Below are 23,035 nucleotides of genomic sequence, written 5' to 3' on the forward strand. Positions count from 1 at the left end.
GGTCACTCCACGCGGGCATGAGTACGCGTACTCAGATCCGCGGTCTGCGACAGACTGCGGCCATGGACTGGAACCACTACCGTTTCCGCAGCCTGTGGCCCCTCCCGGTACCGCTCACCACCGTGTACGAGGCGCTGCGGAAGGTGGAGGAGTACCCGCTCTGGTGGCCCCAGGTGCGCTCGGTGAACCGGCTGGACGACTCCGTCGCCGTCCTCACCATCCGGTCGTTCCTCCCGTACGACCTCACGTTCACCGCACGCGAGGCGCGGCGCGACCCCGAGGCCGGCGTGCTGGAGATCTCGATGACCGGTGACATCGAAGGCTGGGCGCGCTGGACGATCACCGCCGACGGTGCCGGCACCCTCGCCCGCTACGACCAGGTCGTCGACGTCCACAAGCCGCTGCTGCGGCGACTCGCCCTGCTGGGGCGGCCGTTCTTCCGGCTCAACCACCGGCTGATGATGAGCTCCGGGCGGCGCGGACTGCTCAGCCACCTCCAAGCGGTTTGAACGAAACCCGCCGGTACCTGTATCGTTCTCTGCGTTCCCGGGCGATTAGCTCAGTGGGAGAGCGCTTCGTTCACACCGAAGAGGTCACTGGTTCGAACCCAGTATCGCCCACCACCGGGAAGGCCGGTCCGCAGCAGCGGACCGGCCTTTTTGCCGTTCCGGGATCCGGCCGAACGGTGGACTCGGCGGCCCGCGCCCGCCCGCCCGGCCGGCCGCGTCGGGGTGCCCAGGCCGGCAGCGCCACGGAAGGGCGGTGCCATGGATGCTGACTCCCGGATCAGGTCCGCGATCGAGGAGCACTGGCGGGCATCGGAACGCGGGGGCATCGAAGCCGAGCACGCGGTCTACGCCGCGGACGCGATCCTGGACCACCCGCAGTCGGGCGAGCGCTTCCGGGGGCGCGAGGCGATCGCCGCGCAACGCGGCGGGCACCCGGCCGACCGGCACTTCACCGTCCAGCGGATCACCGGCCGCGCGAACCTGTGGGTGAGCGAATGCGTCATCACCTACGACGGCGTGCCCTCGTACCCGGTGAGCATCATGGAGTTCGCCGATCAGCGCGTGGTGCATGAGACGCAGTACTTCGCCGACCCGTTCGGCGCGCCGGCCCGGCGGGTCGCGCTCGCGGAGCCGATGCCGGGACGGACCATCACGAGAGCCTGATCGGACGGGGCGCCGGTCACGGCGCCCCGTCCGTCACGCCGCCGTCGGCAGATCCGGCCGCAGCGGCCAGTACGTGTTCACCGTCTCCGGCGTGCCGCTGCGGGTGAACCACGCCTGGAGGCCCCGCGCCTGCGCCGCGTGCCAGGTCGCCTGCAACGTGTGCAGCTCGGCCGGGGTCAGGCGCTCCAGGCGGGCCGCGAATCGGCGGCCCAGCGCCCGTACGAGCTCCAGGGACGCGAGCGCGTCCGCGCCCGCGTCGTGCGCGCCCTCGAGGGTGACCTCGTAGTGCGCGCACAGGTCGGTCAGGGTCCGGCGGCCCTTGCGGTAGCGGTCCAGATGCTTGTCCAGGACCCGGGGGTCGAGGACGAGCAGGGGGCTCGCCTCGAACCAGCGGTCCAGTGCGGACGCCCGGTGCCGGCGCAACTCCCGGTCCAGAAGCGTCAGATCGAACGGCGCGTTCATCACCACCAGCGGGCGGTGCATCGCCGCGTGCTCGGCCAGTTCCTCGGCTATCTCATGCATCACCGGCGCCGGCCAACGGCCGTTGCGCTGCAGGTGTTCCTCCGTGAGCCCGTGCACCGCCGTCGCCGCTTCCGGCACCGGCACACCCGGGTTGACCAGCCAGCGGGTCACCCGGGGCCGGGTGCCCGGGGCGTCCTGGACGACGACCGCGGCGGACACGATGCGGTCGGTCTCCACGTCCACGCCCGTGGTCTCCGTGTCGAAGGCCGCCAGGGGCCCCTCGTACCAGCACGTCATGCCAATACAACTCCTCGTTCACCCACGGCAGGTGACGTTCCGTCTTCTGCCCGTTTGGTGATACCCGGGCCGTTTGCGACGTACGCCGGAAGGACACAACAGGAGTGCGGGTCTTTGCAGTTCAGCGGCCCGCCACGGGGAAACTCCTGGCTGGGAAGGCTGTTGGTCATGGCGATAGCGCAGCCCGAACGGGGCGGGCTGCTGCCCGAACGTACGGGCCCCCATCGCGGCACACTCGCGACCACCGCCTGCATGGAGACACTGCAGGTGGGCTATCTGCATGCCGTCGCGGCGGCGGCCGGCTGCTCGCTGTCGCAGCCGTTCCCGGACAACGGCATCGACTGGCACGTCAGCCACGGCTCGCCCGGTCACACCGTCGACGACGAGGTGACGATAAAGGTGCAGCTCAAGTGCACGTACCAGATCGCACCGAACCCGCCGGGGCGCTTCTTCTCCTTCACGCTGGACAACGACCACCTGCGCAAGCTCGCCCGCACACCGGTGTCGGTGCACAAGATCCTGGTGGTGATGCTGGTACCGCGCTCCCAGGACGACTGGCTGCGCGCCAGCCACGACCGGCTCGATCTGCGCCACTGCTGCTACTGGGTCAACCTGGCAGGGCACCCGGTCACCGGCCGGCACCGGACCACCGTGCGGGTTCCGACCTCGCGCATCTTCGACGACCGGGCGCTCTGCGAGATCATGACGCGGGTCGGGACGGGAGGCAGGCCATGAGGCACCGTCCGTACGAGGAGCAGCTGCGGGAGGTCCGGCCGCATCCCGACGACCCCCACTGGAACCGTCCCCCCGAGCCCGCCGAGGTCGACCCGGCCGTGCTCGGGGCCCTGCTGCGCCGGCACGGCTGGCAGCGGCGCGGGGGAGCACCGGGGCGCTACGGCCGCTGGACCCCACCCGGGCCGGGCAGCACCGGCACCAGCCTGCTGGTACCCGAGAGCCGCGCCTTCCCGGACAGTGACGACCTGCTCGGAGAGGCGCTCACCGCTCTCGTCCGCAGCGGTACGCCCGCCGCGCGTGAGGTGCTGGTCGGGCTCGCCGTCCCCAGCGACGAGATCCGCTGGTGGCGGGACGTGCCGAGCGGACCGGCGGATGCCGCGTCCTGGACGGTCGAGGAGCAGCTGCGCACCGCCGCCCGGCAGACCCTGCTGGCCGGTGCGCTCGCCACCCGCGCGCGTGCCGGGTACTACGGCGCCCGGCACAAGCGCGCGGCCGCCGCGATGCTGGAGTCCGTCCTCGTCGGCTCGGCGGACGCCGGGCGCGGCCTGGCCGCCTTCGTGCCCGTCGGCACCGGCCGGCCCCTCGCCGTACGCCTCCACCAGGCCCTCTACGCCGCCCGCGAGGCCATCGACTACCAGCGGGCCACCGGCGGCATGGACGCCTTCGACGGCGCCGTCGAGGCGGGCGTGAGCCGGGAGCTCACCGACGCCCTCGTGACGCTCGTCCGCGGCACGGAAGGCGCCCGCGTCTCCGTCGAGTGGGCGCCGGGCGCCGGCGTCCCCGACGACTGCGCCGCCACCACTGAGCCCATCGAGTTCTCACCCGGCGACCTGCCCGTGCTGCGCGAGGCCGGCGCCCGCTACCTGCGCGACGAACCGTCGGTCGCGGTCCGGATCACCGGCACCGTCGTCCGGATGCGCCGCTCCGAGCCGCGCGGCGAGGGTGCGGTACGGCTGCGGGTGATCGCCGGGGCCGAGGTGCCGTACGTCCGGGTCACCCTCGACGAGGAGGACTACCGGATCGCCGGCCAGGCCCACCTCGTCGGACTCCCGGTGCGCCTGCACGGGCGGCTGGAGAGCCGGGGCGGCTTCCGGCGGCTGACCGGCGCCTTCGGGGTCGCGCCGGTCCAGGTGGACGAGGCCGAGCGGGACCGGCTGATGAAGTCGCTCCAGGAGAACCTCGACTTCTTCGAGGAGGCGTGCAGCGGCGACGACTGCGACTGACCGGGAACCGCTCTTCACAAAGGGTGACCGTTTCGCAGTCGGTGGGGCCGGGTCGGTACGATCCGGTATTGCGCGCGCTCCTGGTATGGCGCCGCATCCACCTTCAGTCAGGAGAGACCGGTGTCAGACGTCCGTGTGATCATCCAACGCGATTCCGAGCGGGAAGAGCGCGTGGTGACGACGGGCACTACGGCCGCCGAGCTCTTCGCCGGCGAGCGCTCGATCATCGCCGCCAGGGTGGCCGGTGAGCTCAAGGACCTCGCGTACGAGGTGAAGGACGGCGAGACCGTCGAGGGCGTCGAGATCTCCTCCGAGGACGGCCTCAACATCCTGCGCCACTCCACCGCGCACGTCATGGCCCAGGCCGTCCAGGAGCTCTTCCCCGAGGCCAAGCTGGGCATCGGCCCGCCGGTCAAGGACGGCTTCTACTACGACTTCGACGTCGAGAAGCCCTTCCACCCCGATGACCTCAAGGCCATCGAGAAGAAGATGCAGGAGATCCAGAAGCGCGGGCAGAAGTTCGCGCGCCGGGTCGTCACGGACGAGGAGGCCCGCGCCGAGCTGGCCGACGAGCCGTACAAGCTGGAGCTGATCGGCCTGAAGGGCTCGGCGTCCTCGGACGACGGCGCGGACGTCGAGGTCGGCGCCGGCGAGCTGACGATCTACGACAACCTGGACGCCAAGACGGGCGAGCTGTGCTGGAAGGACCTCTGCCGCGGTCCGCACCTGCCGTCCACCCGCCTGATCCCGGCGTTCAAGCTGATGCGCAACGCGGCCGCCTACTGGCGCGGCAGCGAGAAGAACCCGATGCTCCAGCGCATCTACGGCACCGCCTGGCCGTCCAAGGACGAGCTCAAGGAGTACCTGGACTTCCTCGCCGAGGCCGAGAAGCGCGACCACCGCAAGCTGGGCAGCGAGCTGGACCTGTTCTCCATCCCGGAGCAGATCGGCTCCGGCCTCGCCGTCTTCCACCCCAAGGGCGGCGTCGTCCGCCGCGTGATGGAGGACTACTCGCGCCGCCGGCACGAGGAGGAGGGCTACGAGTTCGTCTACACCCCGCACGCCACGAAGGGGAAGCTCTTCGAGACGTCCGGGCACCTGGACTGGTACGCCGACGGCATGTACCCGCCCATGCAGCTCGACGAGGGCGTGGACTACTACCTCAAGCCCATGAACTGCCCGATGCACAACCTGATCTTCGACGCGCGCGGCCGGTCCTACCGTGAACTGCCGCTGCGCCTCTTCGAGTTCGGGACCGTGTACCGGTACGAGAAGTCGGGTGTCGTGCACGGTCTCACCCGGGCCCGCGGCTTCACCCAGGACGACGCGCACATCTACTGCACCAAGGAGCAGATGGCGGAGGAGCTCGACAAGACGCTCACCTTCGTCCTGAACCTGCTGCGCGACTACGGCCTCACCGACTTCTACCTGGAGCTGTCCACCAAGGACCCGGAGAAGTTCGTCGGCTCCGACGAGGTCTGGGAGGAGGCGACCGACACGCTCCGCGCGGTCGCCGAGAAGCAGGGCCTCCCGCTCGTCCCCGACCCGGGCGGCGCCGCCTTCTACGGCCCGAAGATCTCCGTGCAGACCAAGGACGCCATCGGCCGCACCTGGCAGATGTCGACCGTCCAGCTGGACTTCAACCTGCCCGAGCGCTTCGACCTGGAGTACACCTCCGCCGACGGCTCCAAGCAGCGCCCGGTGATGATCCACCGCGCCCTGTTCGGCTCCATCGAGCGGTTCTTCGCGGTGCTCCTGGAGCACTACGCGGGCGCCTTCCCGGCCTGGCTGGCCCCGGTCCAGGCGGTCGGCATCCCGATCGGTGACGGGCACGTCGAGTACCTGCAGAAGTTCGCCGCCGAGGCGAAGAAGCAGGGCCTGCGGGTCGAGGTGGACGCGTCGTCCGACCGCATGCAGAAGAAGATCCGCAACGCCCAGAAGCAGAAGGTGCCCTTCATGGTCATCGCGGGCGACGAGGACATGGCGGCCGGTTCGGTCTCCTTCCGCTACCGCGACGGCTCGCAGGAGAACGGCATCCCGTTCGACGAGGCCATCGCCAAGATCGTGAAGGTGGTCGAGGAGCGGACCCAGGTCTGATCCGCCTCCGGCAGGGGCCCTCGGAGATCAGTTCTCCGGGGGCCTTCGCTCGTCCTCGCTCAGCGAGAACCGCTGCAGCATCCACGACGAGAACGACCCGGTGACCGTGCCCAGCAGTGCCAGACCGCAGGCCATCAGCCCCGCGGCGATGAACCGCCCCAGGGTGGTCACCGGGACGTAGTCGCCGTAACCGACCGTGGAGAGGGTCGAGCAGGTCCACCAGAGGGAGTCGCCGAAGGTGCGGATGTTCGCGTTCGGGGCCGAGCGTTCGGCCTGGTAGACGGCGAGGGCACCCGAGAAGCCCAGCAGTGAGATCGACAGCGCCGAGTAGGCCGCCACACGCGCGTGCAACGCCATCCGGGGTTCCCCGTGCCGGCGCTGGATCGACTCGTACGTCCGCACGACCCGCACCGGCCGTAGCAGCGGCAGCACGAGGACGACCGTGTCCAGCCAGTGCCGCCGTACGAACCGCGGCCCCTCGCCGCTGAGCCGCCAGCGCACCGCGTAGTCGACGGCGAACAGCGCCCAGGCCGTGTACATCAGCGACAGGAACACGGCGTGCGCGGCCTCCGGCAGGTTCGGCTCCAGCACATGCACCGCGTACGAGCCGAGGAAGACCAGCGACGCGATGCCGAGCGGCAGGTCGGTCCTGCGGTCCCAGCGGTTCAGCCGGCTGTCGTCGTGCATCCGTCCAGCTTCTCCGCCGGGCGCTTTCCCCCGGCCCCGGCGACACGCCGCGAACGGGCGAAGCCATATGCTGCCTAGCATGACGAGTGAGCCGGAGCAGCAGATCGGAGTGGGGACGCAGGACGCGTTCCAGCGCCTGTGGACGCCCCACCGGATGGCCTACATCCAGGGTGAGAACAAGCCGACCGGCCCGGGAGCCGACGACGGCTGTCCCTTCTGCTCGATCCCGGCCAAGTCCGACGAGGACGGGCTCATCGTCCGGCGCGGTGAGCACGTCTACGCGGTGCTCAACCTCTACCCGTACAACGGCGGCCATCTGATGACGGTCCCGTACCGTCATGTCGCCGACTACACGGACCTGACCGGCCCGGAGACGGTCGAACTGGCCGAGCTGACCAAGCAGGCGATGACCGCGCTGCGCACGGCGTCCGGCGCCCACGGCTTCAACATCGGCATGAACCAGGGCACGGTGGCGGGCGCCGGCATCGCGGCCCACCTGCACCAGCACATCGTGCCGCGCTGGGGCGGCGACACGAACTTCATGCCGGTGGTGGGCCACACGCGGGTACTGCCGCAGCTGCTGGCGGACACCAGGAAGATGCTGGCCGAGGCCTGGCCGACGTCACACTGAGCAGCCCGTCCGGCGATTGAGGACGAGGCCGTTCAGGCCGAAGCGGGGGTCCGCGGGCGGCAGCCCCCAGGGCGGGTGCCCGCACCCGGCCCTTCGGCCGAACCGCCGGGGGCTCACGCGTCGTACGTGTCGGCCTTCTTCGGTGACGCCTCCTGGACCGACCCGCTGAGCGCTCCCGCCCGCGCGTTGAACTTGTCCATGTTGACGTCGTGATCCTTGAGCACGGTGAACGCGGCCCGGTGCACCGCCCGGAGGACCGGCGTGGCCGCGCGTAGCGCGTCGTCGGCCATGAAGCGGTGCTTCCAGGGCTGGTCGGCCCAGGCGTGCCGGAGGCCGAACGGCTCGGGCAGGCCTATGGAACCGCCGAGCCACTTCAGCAGCGGTGGATACCAGCTGATCGCCGCCCGGGCGGCGAGCCGCACCACCTCGTCCGGGGTGACCAGGGGCAGCTTGACGGTCCGGGTCTCCCAGAACCGGACGGTCTTGGCGACCGTCTTGGTGGGGGCCTCGGGCTTGCCGCTGAACAGGCCGTTGACCGGACCGAGGGCGTGTCCGGTGACCTCGATCCGCAGGGTCTCCTTCAGCACGGTCACGGTCGCCATCATCGTGATGATCAGGCCGCCGTCCCACAGGTGCGGCCACTGCACGCCCAGGTAGTGCCGTTCGCCCTTGCCGAAGTGGTTGTTGTTGCAGATCCGCTCCACGTCGGCGGGTCCCACCTGGTAGTCGGTCCCCTCGGGCCTGGAGACCTCCTTGGCGCCCTCGCCGACATGGGTGACGATCCAGTGCTTGACCTGCGGTGTCGGGAAGCCGCCGGTCTTCAGGTGCTGCCGGTGCAGCACGCTCAGTTCCTTCTCGATCTCCCGGACCACCGTCCAGGCGCGGAACTCGTGGACGCCCTTGACCGGATCGAGCGGAACCAGCTCCTCGGCCAGGTGCCAGGAGCCCCAGCGGGTGCCCATGCCGAGTATGCCCTTGGGGCCGGCGTAGAAGACCGAGTTGGACTGCTGCTCGGCGCTGAGCCGGGCCAGGGACTGGCGAAGTTGCTCGGCCGCGGCCTGGTCGGGGCTGGTGGGCACCGCCTCGGGGACCTTAGCGCCGACGCTGCCGCCGGAGAGCAGACCGTCCCAGGCCTCGCGCAGATCCCGCGCGGTGCGCTCGCAGAGCCGCTTGGCCAGGAACCAGCCGACGACGGGGAGCACGACGCAGCCACGCGCGTACCAGCCCCAGAAGCCGGCGAGGGGCATCCGGATCAGGAAGACGACCGCGAGGACGCCGACGGCGGCCAGCAGGGCGCTGCCGAGCCCGGAGACCCGCTTGTTGTCGGCCTTCAGCATGGTGGCGCGGAGCTGGAAGACCGCCAGCCAGACGAGCAGGCCGGGCAGGAAGAGCACGCCGAACAGGAACATGACGGCGGTGAGCCTGGTGTCGCGCTCCCGGCGGATGCGGTTGGCCGCGAGGCAGTGCTCGACGACCATCTGGGGCTCGCTGCCGAAGGACTGGATCAGGGGTTTGCGGCCGACGCCCAGCATGCGGTCGATGACCGCCTGGGAGTATGCCTCACCGAAGTTGGGCCGGAATATCTTCGCCCACTTGCGGCCTTCCTTGACCTCGGACTGGTGCCACTCGTTGTCGGCCTTCTTGATCTCCTCCATCGGCGTGTCCCGGTAGGCCGCCGAGGCCAGGGCATAGGTCGGTGCCTGCGCCTCGCCGCCCGGCCTGGGCACCTGTGGCCCGAAGAAGTCCTCGAAGCTCATTCCCGCCCCCACTTGCCGCCGTCCCGCTTCTGCGGCCTTCCCGACTTCCGTACTCCGCACACCTGTTGATCAAGTACTCAGAGTATCCCCAGCCACTGACAGGCGTTCGGCGGACGGCCGAAGCCGCCCGCCGAACACTCCCCGTGACACCGATCAGGAGGCTTCCTTGGCCTGTTCGCGAATCTTCTCGGCGATCTGCGGTGGCATCGGCTCGTGCCGCACGTACGAGCGGCTGAACCGGGCCGTGCCGTGCGAGAGGGAGCGCAGGTCGACCGCGTACCTGCCGATCTCGAACTCCGGTACCTCGGCCTTGATGAGGGTGCGCCCGCCGCTGGTCTGCTCGGTGCCGAGCACCCGGCCGCGCCGCCCGGACAGGTCGCTCATCACCGCGCCGACGTAGTCGTCGCCGACCAGCACGGACACCTCGGCCACCGGCTCGAGCAGATGGATCTTGGCGTCCGCGGCCGCCTCCCGCAGGGCCAGCGCGCCCGCCGTCTGGAAGGCGGCGTCGGAGGAGTCCACCGAGTGCGCCTTGCCGTCGAGCAGGGTGACCCGTACGTCGACCAGCTGGTAGCCGGCGGCGACTCCCTTGACGGCCTGGGCCCTGATGCCCTTCTCGACCGACGGGATGAACTGCCGGGGCACCGCGCCGCCGACCACCTTGTCGACGAACTCGATGCCGGAGCCGCCCGGCAGGGGCTCCACCTCGATCTCGCAGATCGCGAACTGCCCGTGCCCGCCGGACTGCTTGACGTGCCGGCCGCGCCCGGCGGACTTCCCGGCGAACGTCTCCCGGAGGGACACCTTGTGCGGGACGACGTCGACCTGGACGCCGTACCGGCTGCGCAGCCGCTCCAGGGCGACGTCCGCGTGCGCCTCGCCGAGGCACCACAGCACCACCTGGTGGGTGTCCTGGTTCTGTTCGAGCCGCATGGTCGGGTCCTCGGCGACAAGGCGGGCGAGGCCCTGGGAGAGCTTGTCCTCGTCCGCCTTGCTGTGCGCCTCGATGGCGAGCGGCAGCAGCGGGTCGGGCATCTCCCACGGCTCCATGAGCAGCGGGTCGTCCTTGCCGGAGAGGGTGTCGCCGGTCTCCGCGCGACCGAGCTTCGCCACGCACGCCAGGTCACCGGCGATGACGTGGGTGACCGGCCGCTGCTGTTTGCCGAACGGCGTGGACAGGGCGCCGATCTTCTCGTCGACGTCGTGGTCCTCGTGGCCGCGGTCGGCGAGGCCGTGCCCGGAGACGTGGACCGTCTCGTCGGGACGCAGCGTGCCGGAGAAGACCCGGACCAGCGAGACCCGGCCGACGTACGGGTCGGACGCGGTCTTCACCACCTCCGCGACCAGCGGGCCACCGGTGTCGCACGGTTTGATGTCGCGTGGCTTGCCGTCGATGGTGGTGACGCCCGGCGTGGGGTGCTCGAACGGTGTCGGGAAGCCACCGGTGACCAGCTCCAGCAGCTCGACCGTGCCGAGGCCCTGACGGGCGCCCTCGGCGGCCGGGGCGGCGGCCAGGACGGGGAAGAAGGCCCCACGGGCCACGGCCCGCTCCAGGTCCTCGATCAGCGTCTTGAGGTCGATCTGCTCGCCGCCCAGATAGCGGTCCATGAGGGTCTCGTCCTCGCTCTCCGCGATGATCCCCTCGATGAGCCGGTTCCGGGCGTCCTCGATGTCCGGCAGCTGGTCGGGGCCCGGCTCGGACTCCTTGCGCTCCCCGGTGGAGTAGTCGAACAGCTTCTGCGTGAGCAGCCCGACCAGGCCGGTCACGGGCGCGTGCCCGTCCGGACCCTGCGGGCCGTGCAGCGGCAGGTACAGGGGGAGTACGGCGTCGGGGTCGTCGGCGCCGAACGCCTCGGCGCACACCCGGGTCATCTCCTGGAAGTCCGCGCGGGCGGCCTCCAGGTGCGTGACGACGATCGCCCGCGGCATCCCGACGGCCGCGCACTCCTCCCACACCATCCGGGTCGAGCCGTCCACCCCGTCCGAGGCCGAGACGACGAAGAGGGCCGCGTCCGCGGCGCGCAGACCGGCCCTCAGCTCACCGACGAAGTCGGCGTATCCCGGGGTGTCCAGGATATTGATCTTGATTCCGTTCCAGTCGACCGGTACCAGCGACAGCTGTACGGAGCGCTGCTGCCGGTGCTCGATGTCGTCGTAGTCCGAGACGGTTCCGCCGTCCTCCACCCGGCCCGCCCGGTTCACCGCTCCCGCGGTCAGCGCGAGCGCCTCCACCAAGGTGGTCTTGCCCGATCCGGAGTGGCCGACCAGCACCACATTCCGTACAGACGCGGGGTGGTCGGCCGCCCTTGCCCTGCCGGCGGCTCCGGGGTGTTCCTTGACCTTGTCGCCCATGGTTTTGCCTCCCGTGCACGGTGAGGTCTCTGTGGGCGCGGGCGAGCAGGGCGGGGCCGCGTGCGGTGGCGGCTCCGATGACGCCCGCGGTTATTCGAGCTTTCCACTCCCGTCACGGTGCGTCCATACGAAGGACGTGATCGTGCCCGCGGGACCCTTCCCACCCGGCCGCCGGTCCCGTCTGAGAGTGCCCGCCCGTCGCACACACGCGCGCGTGGCTACGATGGGCCAGCCGGGGTGGCCAGCAGGGGCCGCACGGCGCAACGACCGTCGGGAAGGCCATGCTGAACAAGTACGCGCGTGCATTCTTCACGCGTGTCCTCACACCGTTCGCCACGTTTCTCATCCGCCGGGGCGTGAGCCCGGACGCGGTCACGCTCCTCGGCACGGCCGGAGTGGTCGCGGGCGCGCTGGTCTTCTTCCCCAGGGGCGAGTTCTTCTGGGGCACGATCGTGATCACGCTGTTCGTGTTCTCGGACCTGGTGGACGGCAACATGGCCCGCCAGCTGGGCCGCACCAGCCGCTGGGGCGCCTTCCTGGACTCCACCCTTGACCGGGTCGCCGACGGCGCGATCTTCGGCGGCTTCGCCCTCTGGTACGCGGGCAACGGGAACGACAACGTCCTCTGCGCGGTCTCCATCTTCTGCCTGGCCAGCGGCCAGGTGGTCTCGTACACCAAGGCGCGCGGCGAGTCGATCGGGCTGCCGGTGGCCGTCAACGGTCTCGTGGAGCGCGCCGAGCGCCTGGTCATCTCGCTGGTGGCGGCCGGTCTGGCCGGCTTCCACAAGTTCGGCGTCCCGCACATCCAGATCCTGCTGCCGATCGCCCTGTGGATCGTCGCCGTGGGCAGCCTGGTCACCCTGGTCCAGCGGGTCGTCACGGTCCGCCGGGAGTCCGCCGAGGCGGAGGCGGCGGCCGAGCGCGAGAAGGCCTCGCACGGGAGCGAGGCCTCCCCGTGACCGCCGCCGACCGGGTCACCGACGCTCTGTACGGTCTCGGCTGGAGCACCGTCAAGAAGCTCCCCGAACCGGTCGCGGTGCGCCTCGGCAACTCCATCGCCGACCTCGCCTGGAAGCAGCGCGGCAAGGGCGTCCAGCGGCTCGAGTCGAACTACGCGCGCGTGCTGCCCGACGCGGGCCCCGAGCGGCTGCGCGAGCTCTCCCGCGCGGGCATGCGCTCGTACCTGCGCTACTGGATGGAGTCCTTCCGGCTGCCGTCCTGGAGCGAGGACCGGATCCGCGCCGGCTTCGTCCCCAAGGACGTCCACCACCTCACCGACGGCCTCGCCTCGGACCGCGGTGTCATCCTCGCGCTGCCGCACCTGGCCAACTGGGACCTGGCCGGCGCCTGGGTCACCACCGAGCTGAAGACCCCGTTCACCACGGTCGCCGAGCGCCTCAGGCCCGAGACCCTGTACGACCGTTTCGTCGCCTACCGCGAGGGCCTCGGCATGGAGGTCCTGCCGCACAGCGGCGGCACCGCCTTCGGCACCCTGGCCCGCAGGCTGCGCGACGGCGGCCTGGTCTGTCTGGTCGCCGACCGCGACCTGTCCGCCTCCGGCATCGAGGTCGGCTTCTTCGGCGACACCGCGCGGATGCCCGCCGGACCCGCCCTGCTGGCCCAGCAGACCGGGGCGCTCCTCCTGCCCGTGACGCTCTGGTACGACGACACCCCCGTCATGAAGGGCCGGGTGCACGCCCCCATCGAGGTACCCGAGTCAGGTGACAAGGCGTCGAAGACGTCTGTCATGACACAGGCGCTGGCCGATGCCTTCGCCACCGGGATCGCCGACCATCCGGAGGACTGGCACATGCTGCAGCGGTTGTGGCTCGCGGACCTCGACCCCGCGAAGGGACCGTCGTGAGGATCGGCATCGTCTGCCCCTACTCCTGGGACGTCCCGGGTGGCGTCCAGTTCCACATCCGCGACCTCGCCGAGTACTTCATCCGCCTGGGCCACGACGTCTCCGTGCTCGCCCCCGCCGACGACGACACCCCGCTCCCGCCCTACGTCGTCTCGGCCGGCCGCGCCGTCCCGGTGCCGTACAACGGCTCGGTGGCCCGGCTCAACTTCGGCTTCCTGTCCGCCGCGCGGGTGCGCCGCTGGCTGCACGAGGGCGCGTTCGACGTGGTCCACATCCACGAGCCGACCTCACCGTCCCTCGGCCTGCTGACCTGCTGGGCGGCCCAGGGCCCGATGGTGGCGACCTTCCACACCTCCAACCCGCGCTCCCGCGCGATGATCGCCGCGTACTCGATCCTCCAGGCGGCCCTGGAGAAGATCAGCGCCCGGATCGCGGTCAGCGAGTACGCCCGCCGCACCCTGGTCGAGCACCTCGGCGGCGACGCGGTCGTGATCCCCAACGGCGTCGACGTCGACTTCTTCGCCAATGCGGAGCCGCGCCCCGAGTGGGAGGGCGACACCATCGGCTTCATCGGCCGCATCGACGAGCCCCGCAAGGGCCTCCCGGTCCTGATGAAGGCCCTGCCCAGGATCCTCGCCGCCCGCCCGCAGGCCCGGCTCCTGGTGGCAGGCCGGGGCGACGAGGAGGCCGCGGTCGAGTCCCTTCCCGCCGAGTTGCGCCCCCGTGTCGAGTTCCTCGGCATGATCAGCGACGAGGACAAGGCCCGCTTCCTGCGCAGCCTCGACCTGTACATCGCGCCCAATACGGGCGGCGAGAGCTTCGGGATAATCCTGGTCGAGGCCCTGTCGGCGGGCGCCCCCGTCCTCGCCTCCGACCTCGACGCCTTCGCCCAGGTCCTCGACCAGGGGGCGGCGGGCGAACTCTTCGCCAACGAGGACGCGGACGCGCTGGCGGAAGCCGCGGTACGGCTCCTGGCGGACCCGGAGCGCCGGGCCGGGCTGCGCGCACGCGGCAGCGTGCACGTACGGCGCTTCGACTGGTCCACCGTGGGCGCGGACATCCTGTCCGTCTACGAGACGGTGACGGCGGGCGCGGCGGCGGTGGCGGCGGACGAGCGGTCGGGGCTGCGGGCACGGTTCGGGCTGGCGCGGGACTAGACGCCGAGCGCTTCGCTGGGAGCGCCGCGATGTGCCGGTGCCGTCTGACGGGTGCGGCGCCGTCGTGGCTGGTCGCGCAGTTCCTCCCCCAGCCTTCGGCCGGGGGTGCCCCCAGCGCCCCTTTGGGGCGCGCTGCCGCGAGCGTCTCCTATAGCGTTCCGCCCGTGAGCGCTTCCCTGATCTGGACCCTCTGGATCCTCGCTGCCCTTGTGGTGGTCGGCCTGTACCTGAGTTGGACCGCAGGCCGCCTCGACCGGCTGCACGCGCGGATCGACGCCGCCCGTGCCGCTCTCGACGCCCAGCTGCTGCGGCGGGCCTCGGTGGCCCAGGAGCTGGCGACCTCGGGGGTGCTGGATCCCGCCTCATCGATCGTGCTGTACGAGGCCGCGCACGCCGCCCGGCAGGCAGAGGAGGAGCAGCGGGAGGTGGCGGAGAGCGAGCTGAGCCAGGCGCTGCGGGCCGTCTTCGAGGACCCGCAGCAGGTCGAGGAGGTCCGGGAGGCACCCGGCGGCGACGCCGCCGCGAGCGAGCTGGCCGAGGCCGTGCGCCGGGTCCCGATGGCCCGCCGCTTCCACAACGACGCCGTCGGCGCGGCCCGCCGGCTGCGCGAACACCGCAAGGTCCGCTGGTTCCGGCTGGCCGGACACGCTCCCTTCCCGCTGGCCTTCGAGATGGACGACGAACCGCCTGCCGCGCTGGTGGAGCGCACGGCCTGACCGGAAAACGATCCACCGCCTTCCCATTGGCCCTTGCTGTGGACTGGTCCGCTCGCGTTTCCTCGGTGTTTGCAGAAACCCTCTTTCAGCGAGTGAGGTCACCCGTGTCCACCAGTGAGAACCAGACCCCCGAGACCGGCACCGCCCGTGTGAAGCGCGGCATGGCCGAGCAGCTCAAGGGCGGCGTGATCATGGACGTCGTCACGCCGGAGCAGGCGAAGATCGCCGAGGACGCGGGCGCCGTCGCCGTCATGGCCCTGGAGCGGGTCCCGGCCGACATCCGCAAGGACGGCGGCGTGGCCCGGATGTCCGACCCGGACATGATCGAGGGCATCATCGAGGCCGTCTCGATCCCGGTCATGGCCAAGTCCCGGATCGGTCACTTCGTCGAGGCCCAGGTTCTGCAGTCGCTCGGCGTCGACTACATCGACGAGTCCGAGGTCCTCACCCCGGCCGACGAGGTCAACCACTCCGACAAGTGGGCCTTCACCACCCCCTTCGTCTGCGGCGCCACCAACCTCGGTGAGGCCCTGCGCCGGATCGCCGAGGGCGCGGCCATGATCCGCTCCAAGGGCGAGGCCGGCACCGGCAACGTCGTCGAGGCCGTCCGCCACCTGCGCCAGATCAAGGGCGAGATCGCCAAGCTGCGCGGCTGCGACAACAACGAGCTGTACGCCGCCGCCAAGGAGCTGCGCGCCCCCTACGAGCTGGTCAAGGAGGTCGCCGAGCTCGGCAAGCTGCCGGTCGTGCTGTTCTCCGCCGGCGGCGTCGCCACCCCGGCCGACGCGGCCCTGATGCGTCAGCTCGGCGCCGAGGGCGTCTTCGTCGGCTCCGGCATCTTCAAGTCCGGCGACCCGGCCAAGCGCGCCGCCGCCATCGTCAAGGCGACCACCTTCTACGACGACCCGAAGATCATCGCGGACGCGTCCCGCAACCTCGGCGAGGCCATGGTCGGCATCAACTGCGACACCCTCCCCGAGTCCGAGCGCTACGCCAACCGCGGCTGGTAAGGCCAAAGGGTTTCGCACACATGACCGACGCACCTGTCATAGGCGTCCTGGCCCTCCAGGGCGACGTACGGGAGCACCTCATCGCCCTGGCCGCGGCCGACGCCGTGGCCAGGCCGGTCAGGCGCCCCGAGGAACTCGCCGAGGTGGACGGCCTCGTCATCCCCGGCGGCGAGTCCACCACCATCTCCAAGCTCGCCGTCCTGTTCGGCGTGATGGAGCCCCTCCGTGCGCGCGTGCGGGCCGGAATGCCCGTCTACGGCACCTGCGCGGGCATGATCATGCTCGCCGACAAGATCCTCGACCCGCGCTCGGGCCAGGAGACCGTCGGCGGCATCGACATGATCGTGCGCCGCAACGCCTTCGGGCGGCAGAACGAGTCGTTCGAGGCGGCGGTCGACGTCAGCGGGATCGACGGCGATCCTGTAGAGGGCGTGTTCATCCGCGCCCCCTGGGTCGAGTCGGTCGGCGCCGAGGCCGAGGTGCTCGCCGAGCACGGCGGCCACATCGTCGCGGTCCGCCAGGGCAACGCGCTCGCCACGTCGTTCCACCCGGAACTGACCGGCGACCACCGTGTGCACGCCCTGTTCGTCGACATGGTGCACGCGAACCGGGCGACCGAGTCCTAGTAGGATCTCTGGCGTTCGTTGTTTGGATGGGTTACGCGAAGGAGACAGGCAGATGTCCGGCCACTCTAAATGGGCTACGACGAAGCACAAGAAGGCCGTGATCGACGCCAAGCGCGGCAAGCTCTTCGCGAAGCTGATCAAGAACATCGAGGTCGCGGCCCGCATGGGCGGCGTCGACATCGAGGGCAACCCGACTCTCTACGACGCCATCCAGAAGGCGAAGAAGCAGTCGGTTCCGAACAAGAACATCGACTCCGCGGTCAAGCGCGGCGGCGGTCTCGAGGCCGGCGGCGCCGACTACGAGACCATCATGTACGAGGGCTACGGCCCGAACGGCGTCGCGGTGCTCATCGAGTGCCTCACCGACAACCGCAACCGCGCCGCCTCCGACGTGCGTGTCGCCATGACCCGCAACGGCGGCTCGATGGCCGACCCCGGCTCGGTGTCGTACCTCTTCAACCGCAAGGGCGTCGTGATCGTCCCCAAGGGCGAGCTGTCCGAGGACGACGTGCTCGGCGCGGTCCTGGACGCGGGCGCCGAGGAGGTCAACGACCTCGGTGAGTCCTTCGAGGTGCTCAGCGAGGCCACCGACCTGGTCGCGGTCCGCACCGCCCTCCAGGACTCCGGGATCGACTACGACTCGGCCGAGGCCAACTTCGTCCCGACCATGCAGGTCGAGCTGGACGAGGAGGGCGCCAAGAAGATCTTCAAGCTGATCGACGCCCTCGAGGACAGCGACGACGTCCAGAACGTCTTCGCCAACTTCGACGTCAGCGACGAGGTCATGGAGAAGGTCGACGCGTAACGCCGCCGCGGGCTGAGCGGATTCGGCGGGCCGGAGGGACACGTCCCACCGGCCCGCCGCTGTTGTCAGTGGCAGCGACTAGCCTGGCGCTGTCCGTAGATCACCGCCACGGACCGCAACCATCAACCGAGCAACCACGACGGTTCGGCCGGGTCCGCGAGAGCGGCGGCGGTGTGGCCGCAAAGAGGGGAGGGGCGCGGTGCGTGTACTGGGGGTGGACCCGGGACTGACCCGGTGCGGTGTCGGTGTCGTCGAGGGTGTCGCGGGCCGGCCGCTCACCATGGTCGGCGTCGGGGTCGTACGGACGCCCGTCGACGCCGAGCTCGGCCAGCGCCTCGTCGCCATCGAGCAGGGCATCGAGCAGTGGCTGGACGAGCACCGGCCCGAATTCGTCGCCGTGGAGCGGGTGTTCAGCCAGCACAACGTACGGACCGTGATGGGCACCGCCCAGGCCAGCGCCGTCGCGACGCTGTGCGCCGCCCGCCGGGGCATCCCCGTCGCCCTGCACACCCCCAGCGAGGTCAAGGCCGCCGTCACCGGCTCCGGACGCGCCGACAAGGCCCAGGTCGGTGCCATGGTCACCCGGCTGCTCCGGCTCAGCGCCCCGCCGAAGCCCGCCGATGCCGCCGACGCCCTCGCGCTCGCCATCTGCCACATCTGGCGCGCCCCCGCGCAGAACCGACTCCAGCAGGCCGTCGCCCTGCACGCAGCAAACGCAACGAAAGGCCGTACGGCATGATCGCCTTCGTCAGCGGCCCGGTCGCCGCCCTCGCCCCGGACTCCGCGGTCGTCGAGGTGGGCGGGATCGGCATCGCCGTCCAGTGCACCCCCAACACCCTGTCCGGGCTGCGCATGGGCCAGCCGGCCAAGCTCGCCACCTCGCTGGTCGTCCGCGAGGACTCGCTCACGCTGTACGGCTTCGTGGACGACGACGAGCGCCAGGTCTTCGAGCTGCTCCAGACGGCGAGCGGGGTCGGTCCGCGGCTCGCCCAGGCGATGCTCGCCGTGCACAGCCCGGACGCGCTGCGCCGCGCCGTCGCCACGGGTGACGAGAAGGCGCTCATCGCCGTCCCCGGGATCGGCAAGAAGGGCGCGCAGAAGCTGCTGCTCGAGCTCAAGGACCGGCTCGGCGAGCCGATCGGCGCTCCCGCGATCGGGGCTCCGATCAGCCAGGGCTGGCGCGACCAGCTGCACGCCGCCCTGATCGGCCTGGGCTACGCGACCCGGGAGGCCGACGAGGCCGTCACCGCCGTCGCCCCGCAGGCCGAGGCCGCCGGGGGCACCCCCCAGGTCGGCCAGCTGCTCAAGGCGGCCCTGCAGACCCTCAACCGCGCCCGCTGACCCCACCACCGCTGAGGCACATCACTTATGAACCGGGACGACACGACCGACACCGGCGCCGACGGGGAGCGGTTGGTGGGCGCCGTCGCCGACCGTGAGGACCAGGCCGTCGAGGCGGCCCTGCGCCCCAAGGACCTGGGCGAGTTCATCGGCCAGGAGAAGGTCCGCGAACAGCTCGACCTGGTGCTGCGCGCCGCACGCGCGCGTGGCGCCACCGCCGACCACGTGCTGCTCTCCGGCGCCCCGGGCCTCGGCAAGACCACCCTCTCCATGATCATCGCCGCCGAGATGGGCGCCCCGATCCGCATCACCTCGGGCCCCGCCATCCAGCACGCCGGCGACCTGGCCGCGATCCTCTCCTCGCTCCAGGAGGGCGAGGTCCTCTTCCTCGACGAGATCCACCGCATGTCGCGGCCCGCCGAGGAGATGCTGTACATGGCGATGGAGGACTTCCGCGTCGACGTCATCGTCGGCAAGGGGCCGGGTGCCACCGCCATCCCCCTGGAGCTGCCCCCGTTCACGCTGGTCGGCGCCACCACCCGCGCGGGTCTGCTGCCGCCCCCGCTGCGCGACCGCTTCGGCTTCACCGCGCACATGGAGTTCTACGAACCGCGCGAGCTGGAGCGGGTGGTGCACCGCTCGGCCAACCTGCTCGACGTCGAGATCGAGCCGGCCGGTGCCGCCGAGATCGCCGGCCGCTCGCGCGGCACGCCCCGGATCGCCAACCGGCTGCTGCGCCGGGTCCGCGACTACGCGCAGGTCAAGGCGGACGGACTGATCACGCGCGAGATCGCGCACGCGGCGCTCGCCGTGTACGAGGTGGACGAGCGCGGCCTCGACCGGCTGGACCGCGCGGTCCTGGAAGCCCTGCTCAAGCTGTTCGGCGGCGGCCCGGTCGGCCTGTCCACCCTCGCCGTCGCGGTGGGGGAGGAGCGCGAGACGGTCGAGGAGGTCGCCGAGCCCTTCCTGGTACGCGAGGGCCTGCTGGCCCGCACCCCACGCGGCCGCGTCGCCACCCCCGCCGCCTGGGCCCACCTGGGCCTGACCGCGCCGCGCGGCTCGGCGGGCGGGACCGGCCAGCAGGACCTGTTCGGCACCTGACACCGACAAGGCGAGGGCCCGGGCTTCGGGTGTGCGGGTATCCGGGCTTCGGGTGTGCGGGTATCCGGGCTTCGGGTCTGTGGACATCCGGGGCTTCGGGTGTGCGGGCATCCGGGCCCGCGGGTATCCGGGCTTCGGGGCTGCGGAAAACCGGCCCCCGGCCCCGGAAACCCGGTGCCAGAGCCCGCGCGCGTCCGATGCCCGGCCCTGCGCCCCTCCGGTTCCCGAACCGTTGCCGATGAGAACGCCCCCGGGGCCCGCCGTATCCCGGGAGCGGCCCCGGACTCGCGCCCCTCGCTGCCCGGACGGGCCGCCGCCCGCCGACCAGGCCTCCGCCACAGACGTGATCGCTTCGTGACGGCGGGGCATTGGCGGGCCCAGGAACCCAGGTGCCATGCTGAACGTTGTTCCATGCGCGCGGGCTCGCTTAGACTCCGCCGATGCCGCCTTCGCGGGCGGCGCCGACCACACCCCCATCATCCAGGCCGCTCACCGCCGCGGCTGCGCGAAGGAAATTCCGTCCCGTGAATAGCTTGCCTCTTCTCGTGTTCATCGTCCTCATCGCGGCCATGTTCCTGATGACGCGTTCCACCAGGAAGCGTCAGCAGCAGGCCACGCAGATGCGGAACGAGATCCAGCCCGGCAACGGGGTCCGCACCATCGGGGGCATGTACGCGACGGTCAAGGAAGTCAACGAGGACACGGTCCTCCTCGACGCCGGCCCGGGCGTCGAGCTCCTCTTCGCCAAGAACGCGATCGGCGCCATCCTCACGGACGACGAGTACAACCGCATCGTGCACGGCATCGAGCACGACCTGAAGTCCGACGCCGACGTGGTCCCGGACGACGCCTCCTCCCTCACCGAGACCGACGACGAGCCTGCCGACGCTGCCGCCGCCTCCGACGACAAGGCCGTCGACCTCGGGAAGAAGGACGCCGCCGAGGACGAGGGCGAGGCCGCGGAGAAGACCGACGGGCCGGCCGAGTCCGCGACCGCCGAGGCGAAGGCCGACGAAGAGCCGAAGAAGACCGACGGCGACTCCGACGCGAAGTAGCCGTGTCCCGGGGAGCGGTGCGCACATCCCACGCGCACCTCGCACCCCGGGCGCGTCCGTTTCCCGCACGGGATCCCGACACCATGTCATGGCCGACCGCACCGACCAGGCGCGCGGCGGCCCGAGAGGGAGTACGAGAAGGTGGCAGCACCTAAGAGGGGCCGGAGCGCGAGCGCCCAGAGCAAGCCAGGGCGCTCGCTGGCCCTCATCCTGATCGCCATCGTGGCGCTCACCGGCGGAATGTTCGCCTCCGGAAACACCACTCCGCGTCTCGGTATCGACCTGGCCGGTGGTACGAGCATCACGCTGCAGGCGAGGAACGAGCCGGGCCAGCCCAACGCGATCAACAAGACCAACATGAACACCGCGGTCGAGATCATGAACCGCCGTGTCAACGGTCTGGGCGTGTCCGAAGCGGAGGTCCAGACCCAGGGCACCAGCAACATCATCGTCAACATCCCCAAGGGCACGAACTCCGCAGAGGCCCGCCAGCAGGTCGGCACCACCGCGAAGCTGTACTTCCGCCCGGTCCTGGCCCAGGAGGCCAGCGGCGCCGCAGCGTCGAGCGCCTCCCCGAGCGCGTCCGCCAGCGGCAGCTCCACCGCCTCACCGAGCGCCTCCCCGTCGAGCAGCGCGTCGACTTCCCAGAAGGCGACCGGGTCGTCCGCCTCGCCGTCCTCCTCGGCCACCTCGCAGGGCCGCGCGGTCACCGACGCCCTGAAGGCCGGCTCCACGCCGTCGTCCTCGGCGTCCGCCTCCTCGTCGGCGAGCCCCTCCGCCACCTCCTCGGCCGACGCGAGCGCCTCTGCCAGCGCCTCCGCCGCGGCCTCGAAGCTGGAGGCCGAGTACACCGCGCTGGACTGCACCAAGGCCGCGCAGCGCGCCACCGCCGGCAAGAGTGCCAAGCCGACCGACACCACCGTGGCCTGCGGCAAGATCGGCGACGCCTGGTACAAGTACGTGCTCGGCCCGGCCCGCGTCGACGGCACCGACGTCAAGAAGGCCCAGGCCGTCTTCGACACGCAGGGCGCCGCCGGCTGGCAGGTCCAGATGACCTTCACCGGCAGCGGATCCAAGAAGTTCGCGGACGTCACCGGCGAGCTCGCCAAGAACACCACCCAGCCGACGAACGAGTTCGGCATCGTCCTCGACGGCGAGGTCGTCTCCAGCCCGACCGTGAGCCAGTCCATCACCGGCGGCTCGGCGGAGATCTCCGGCAGCTTCACCCAGCAAGAGGCCCAGAGCCTCGCCAACGTGCTGTCGTACGGCGCGCTCCCGCTCTCCTTCAGGACGGAGAGCGTCACCACCGTCACCGCCGCCCTCGGCGGTCAGCAGCTGCACGCCGGCCTGCTGGCCGGTGCCATCGGCCTCGCGCTGGTCATCATCTACCTGGTGGCCTTCTACCGCGGCCTGTCGCTGATCGCGATCCCCTCGCTGCTGGTGTCCGCGATCCTGACCTACACGATCATGTCGCTGCTCGGTCCGACGATCCACTTCGCGCTGAACCTGCCCGCCGTCTGCGGTGCGATCGTCGCGATCGGTATCACGGCGGACTCGTTCATCGTGTTCTTCGAGCGCATCCGGGACGAGATCCGCGAGGGCCGCACGCTGCGCCCCGCCGTCGAGCGGGCCTGGCCACGCGCCCGGCGCACCATCCTGGTCTCCGACTTCGTGTCGTTCCTGGCCGCCGCCGTGCTGTTCATCGTGACCGTCGGCAAGGTCCAGGGCTTCGCGTTCACGCTCGGCCTGACCACCGTGCTCGACGTGGTCGTCGTCTTCTTCTTCACCAAGCCGCTGATGACGCTCTTCGCCCGGCGTAAGTTCTTCGCGAGCGGCCACAAGTGGTCCGGGCTCGACCCGAAGGGCCTGGGCGCCAAGGCCCCGCTGCGCCGCACCCGCCGTCCCGCCGGCCCCGTCGCCGGCCCTGTCGACCCGAAGGAAGCGTGA

At 71.0% G+C, this 23,035-nt stretch carries 21 protein-coding genes, 1 tRNA gene and 1 pseudogene; 19 read left to right on the forward strand and 4 right to left on the reverse strand.

Features of this window, described 5'->3' with window-relative positions; genetic code table 11:
* The first annotated feature begins 62 nt into the window (after positions 1-62).
* The 3 genes from ACFY0P_RS31060 to ACFY0P_RS31070 all read left to right on the forward strand — a co-directional run bounded on the left by ACFY0P_RS31060 (position 63) and on the right by ACFY0P_RS31070 (position 1,172).
* A complete protein-coding gene (locus ACFY0P_RS31060; RefSeq protein ID WP_388920361.1) occupies positions 63-509 on the forward strand; it encodes an SRPBCC family protein in 447 nt (148 codons plus the stop codon).
* A gap of 39 nt (positions 510-548) precedes the next feature.
* Positions 549-623, forward strand: a tRNA-Val gene (locus tag ACFY0P_RS31065).
* A gap of 144 nt (positions 624-767) precedes the next feature.
* Positions 768-1,172 carry a nuclear transport factor 2 family protein gene (locus tag ACFY0P_RS31070; RefSeq protein WP_388920364.1) on the forward strand — a complete coding sequence of 135 codons (405 nt, stop codon included), beginning with the start codon at positions 768-770 and terminating at the stop codon, positions 1,170-1,172.
* Between the two features lie 33 nt (positions 1,173-1,205).
* Here ACFY0P_RS31070 and ACFY0P_RS31075 read toward each other — a convergent pair whose 3' ends face one another.
* Entirely contained in the window at positions 1,206-1,931 is a 726-nt protein-coding gene (locus tag ACFY0P_RS31075) for a 3'-5' exonuclease (protein ID WP_388920367.1), read from the reverse strand.
* 168 nt (positions 1,932-2,099) lie between these two features.
* On the opposite strand from ACFY0P_RS31075, the gene ACFY0P_RS31080 reads away from it, so the two are divergent.
* From ACFY0P_RS31080 to thrS, 3 genes are all read left to right on the forward strand, one after another.
* On the forward strand, positions 2,100-2,666 hold the full coding sequence (locus ACFY0P_RS31080) for a DUF4365 domain-containing protein (protein ID WP_388920370.1): 567 nt from the start codon (positions 2,100-2,102) through the stop codon (positions 2,664-2,666).
* Entirely contained in the window at positions 2,663-3,889 is a 1,227-nt protein-coding gene (locus tag ACFY0P_RS31085) for a hypothetical protein (RefSeq protein ID WP_388920372.1), read from the forward strand. The genes ACFY0P_RS31080 and ACFY0P_RS31085 overlap by 4 nt, the downstream gene beginning before the upstream one ends.
* A 120-nt stretch (positions 3,890-4,009) precedes the next feature.
* The gene (gene thrS / locus ACFY0P_RS31090) at positions 4,010-5,986 is read left to right on the forward strand and encodes a threonine--tRNA ligase (RefSeq protein ID WP_388920375.1); all 1,977 of its coding nucleotides are present in this window, start codon (positions 4,010-4,012) and stop codon (positions 5,984-5,986) included.
* A 27-nt stretch (positions 5,987-6,013) separates the two neighbouring features.
* On the opposite strand, the gene ACFY0P_RS31095 is transcribed toward thrS, so the two are convergent.
* Positions 6,014-6,673, reverse strand: a complete 660-nt coding sequence (locus ACFY0P_RS31095; RefSeq protein ID WP_388920378.1) for a potassium channel family protein — start codon at positions 6,671-6,673, stop codon at positions 6,014-6,016.
* 67 nt (positions 6,674-6,740) lie between these two features.
* Here ACFY0P_RS31095 and ACFY0P_RS31100 point away from each other — a divergent pair, with 67 nt between their 5' ends.
* The gene (locus tag ACFY0P_RS31100; protein WP_351960534.1) at positions 6,741-7,304 is read left to right on the forward strand and encodes an HIT domain-containing protein; all 564 of its coding nucleotides are present in this window, start codon (positions 6,741-6,743) and stop codon (positions 7,302-7,304) included.
* A gap of 113 nt (positions 7,305-7,417) precedes the next feature.
* On the opposite strand, the gene ACFY0P_RS31105 is transcribed toward ACFY0P_RS31100, so the two are convergent.
* Together ACFY0P_RS31105 and ACFY0P_RS31110 are read right to left on the reverse strand one after the other, a co-directional pair.
* Complete coding sequence (locus tag ACFY0P_RS31105) at positions 7,418-9,061, reverse strand: hypothetical protein (protein ID WP_388920380.1); 1,644 nt, start codon at positions 9,059-9,061, stop codon at positions 7,418-7,420.
* A 153-nt stretch (positions 9,062-9,214) separates the two neighbouring features.
* A complete protein-coding gene (locus tag ACFY0P_RS31110; RefSeq protein ID WP_388920381.1) occupies positions 9,215-11,413 on the reverse strand; it encodes an elongation factor G-like protein EF-G2 in 2,199 nt (732 codons plus the stop codon).
* Positions 11,414-11,636: 223 nt separating this feature from the next.
* Between ACFY0P_RS31110 and pgsA the strand changes: the two are divergent.
* The 12 genes and pseudogenes from pgsA to secD all read left to right on the forward strand — a co-directional run bounded on the left by pgsA (position 11,637) and on the right by secD (position 23,035).
* Positions 11,637-12,372: pseudogene (pgsA, locus tag ACFY0P_RS31115) on the forward strand (phosphatidylinositol phosphate synthase).
* Positions 12,369-13,277 carry a phosphatidylinositol mannoside acyltransferase gene (locus tag ACFY0P_RS31120; RefSeq protein ID WP_388920383.1) on the forward strand — a complete coding sequence of 303 codons (909 nt, stop codon included), beginning with the start codon at positions 12,369-12,371 and terminating at the stop codon, positions 13,275-13,277. Before pgsA ends, ACFY0P_RS31120 begins: the two are co-directional and overlap by 4 nt.
* Positions 13,274-14,434 carry a glycosyltransferase family 4 protein gene (locus ACFY0P_RS31125; RefSeq protein ID WP_388920384.1) on the forward strand — a complete coding sequence of 387 codons (1,161 nt, stop codon included), beginning with the start codon at positions 13,274-13,276 and terminating at the stop codon, positions 14,432-14,434. The genes ACFY0P_RS31120 and ACFY0P_RS31125 overlap by 4 nt, the downstream gene beginning before the upstream one ends.
* Positions 14,435-14,598: 164 nt before the next feature.
* The gene (locus tag ACFY0P_RS31130) at positions 14,599-15,150 is read left to right on the forward strand and encodes a hypothetical protein (protein ID WP_388920386.1); all 552 of its coding nucleotides are present in this window, start codon (positions 14,599-14,601) and stop codon (positions 15,148-15,150) included.
* A gap of 104 nt (positions 15,151-15,254) precedes the next feature.
* Positions 15,255-16,160 carry a pyridoxal 5'-phosphate synthase lyase subunit PdxS gene (gene pdxS / locus ACFY0P_RS31135; RefSeq protein WP_388920388.1) on the forward strand — a complete coding sequence of 302 codons (906 nt, stop codon included), beginning with the start codon at positions 15,255-15,257 and terminating at the stop codon, positions 16,158-16,160.
* A 20-nt stretch (positions 16,161-16,180) separates the two neighbouring features.
* The gene (gene pdxT / locus ACFY0P_RS31140; RefSeq protein ID WP_388920391.1) at positions 16,181-16,786 is read left to right on the forward strand and encodes a pyridoxal 5'-phosphate synthase glutaminase subunit PdxT; all 606 of its coding nucleotides are present in this window, start codon (positions 16,181-16,183) and stop codon (positions 16,784-16,786) included.
* A gap of 52 nt (positions 16,787-16,838) precedes the next feature.
* Positions 16,839-17,591: a YebC/PmpR family DNA-binding transcriptional regulator gene (locus tag ACFY0P_RS31145; RefSeq protein WP_133025988.1), complete on the forward strand. Its 753-nt coding sequence runs from the start codon at positions 16,839-16,841 to the stop codon at positions 17,589-17,591.
* Between the two features lie 199 nt (positions 17,592-17,790).
* The gene (ruvC, locus tag ACFY0P_RS31150) at positions 17,791-18,330 is read left to right on the forward strand and encodes a crossover junction endodeoxyribonuclease RuvC (RefSeq protein WP_388920395.1); all 540 of its coding nucleotides are present in this window, start codon (positions 17,791-17,793) and stop codon (positions 18,328-18,330) included.
* Positions 18,327-18,932 (forward strand): Holliday junction branch migration protein RuvA, encoded by a 606-nt coding sequence (ruvA, locus tag ACFY0P_RS31155; RefSeq protein ID WP_388920398.1) that lies wholly within the window; start codon positions 18,327-18,329, stop codon positions 18,930-18,932. The genes ruvC and ruvA overlap by 4 nt, the downstream gene beginning before the upstream one ends.
* 27 nt (positions 18,933-18,959) lie before the next feature.
* Positions 18,960-20,033 carry a Holliday junction branch migration DNA helicase RuvB gene (gene ruvB, locus ACFY0P_RS31160; protein ID WP_388920401.1) on the forward strand — a complete coding sequence of 358 codons (1,074 nt, stop codon included), beginning with the start codon at positions 18,960-18,962 and terminating at the stop codon, positions 20,031-20,033.
* Positions 20,034-20,557: 524 nt separating this feature from the next.
* Positions 20,558-21,088, forward strand: a complete 531-nt coding sequence (yajC, locus tag ACFY0P_RS31165) for a preprotein translocase subunit YajC (RefSeq protein ID WP_388920404.1) — start codon at positions 20,558-20,560, stop codon at positions 21,086-21,088.
* A 141-nt stretch (positions 21,089-21,229) separates the two neighbouring features.
* On the forward strand, positions 21,230-23,035 hold the full coding sequence (secD, locus tag ACFY0P_RS31170) for a protein translocase subunit SecD (protein ID WP_388920407.1): 1,806 nt from the start codon (positions 21,230-21,232) through the stop codon (positions 23,033-23,035).

The sequence above is a fragment of the Streptomyces sp. NPDC001714 genome, from assembly GCF_042892755.1.
Taxonomy (GTDB): Bacteria; Actinomycetota; Actinomycetes; order Streptomycetales; family Streptomycetaceae; genus Streptomyces.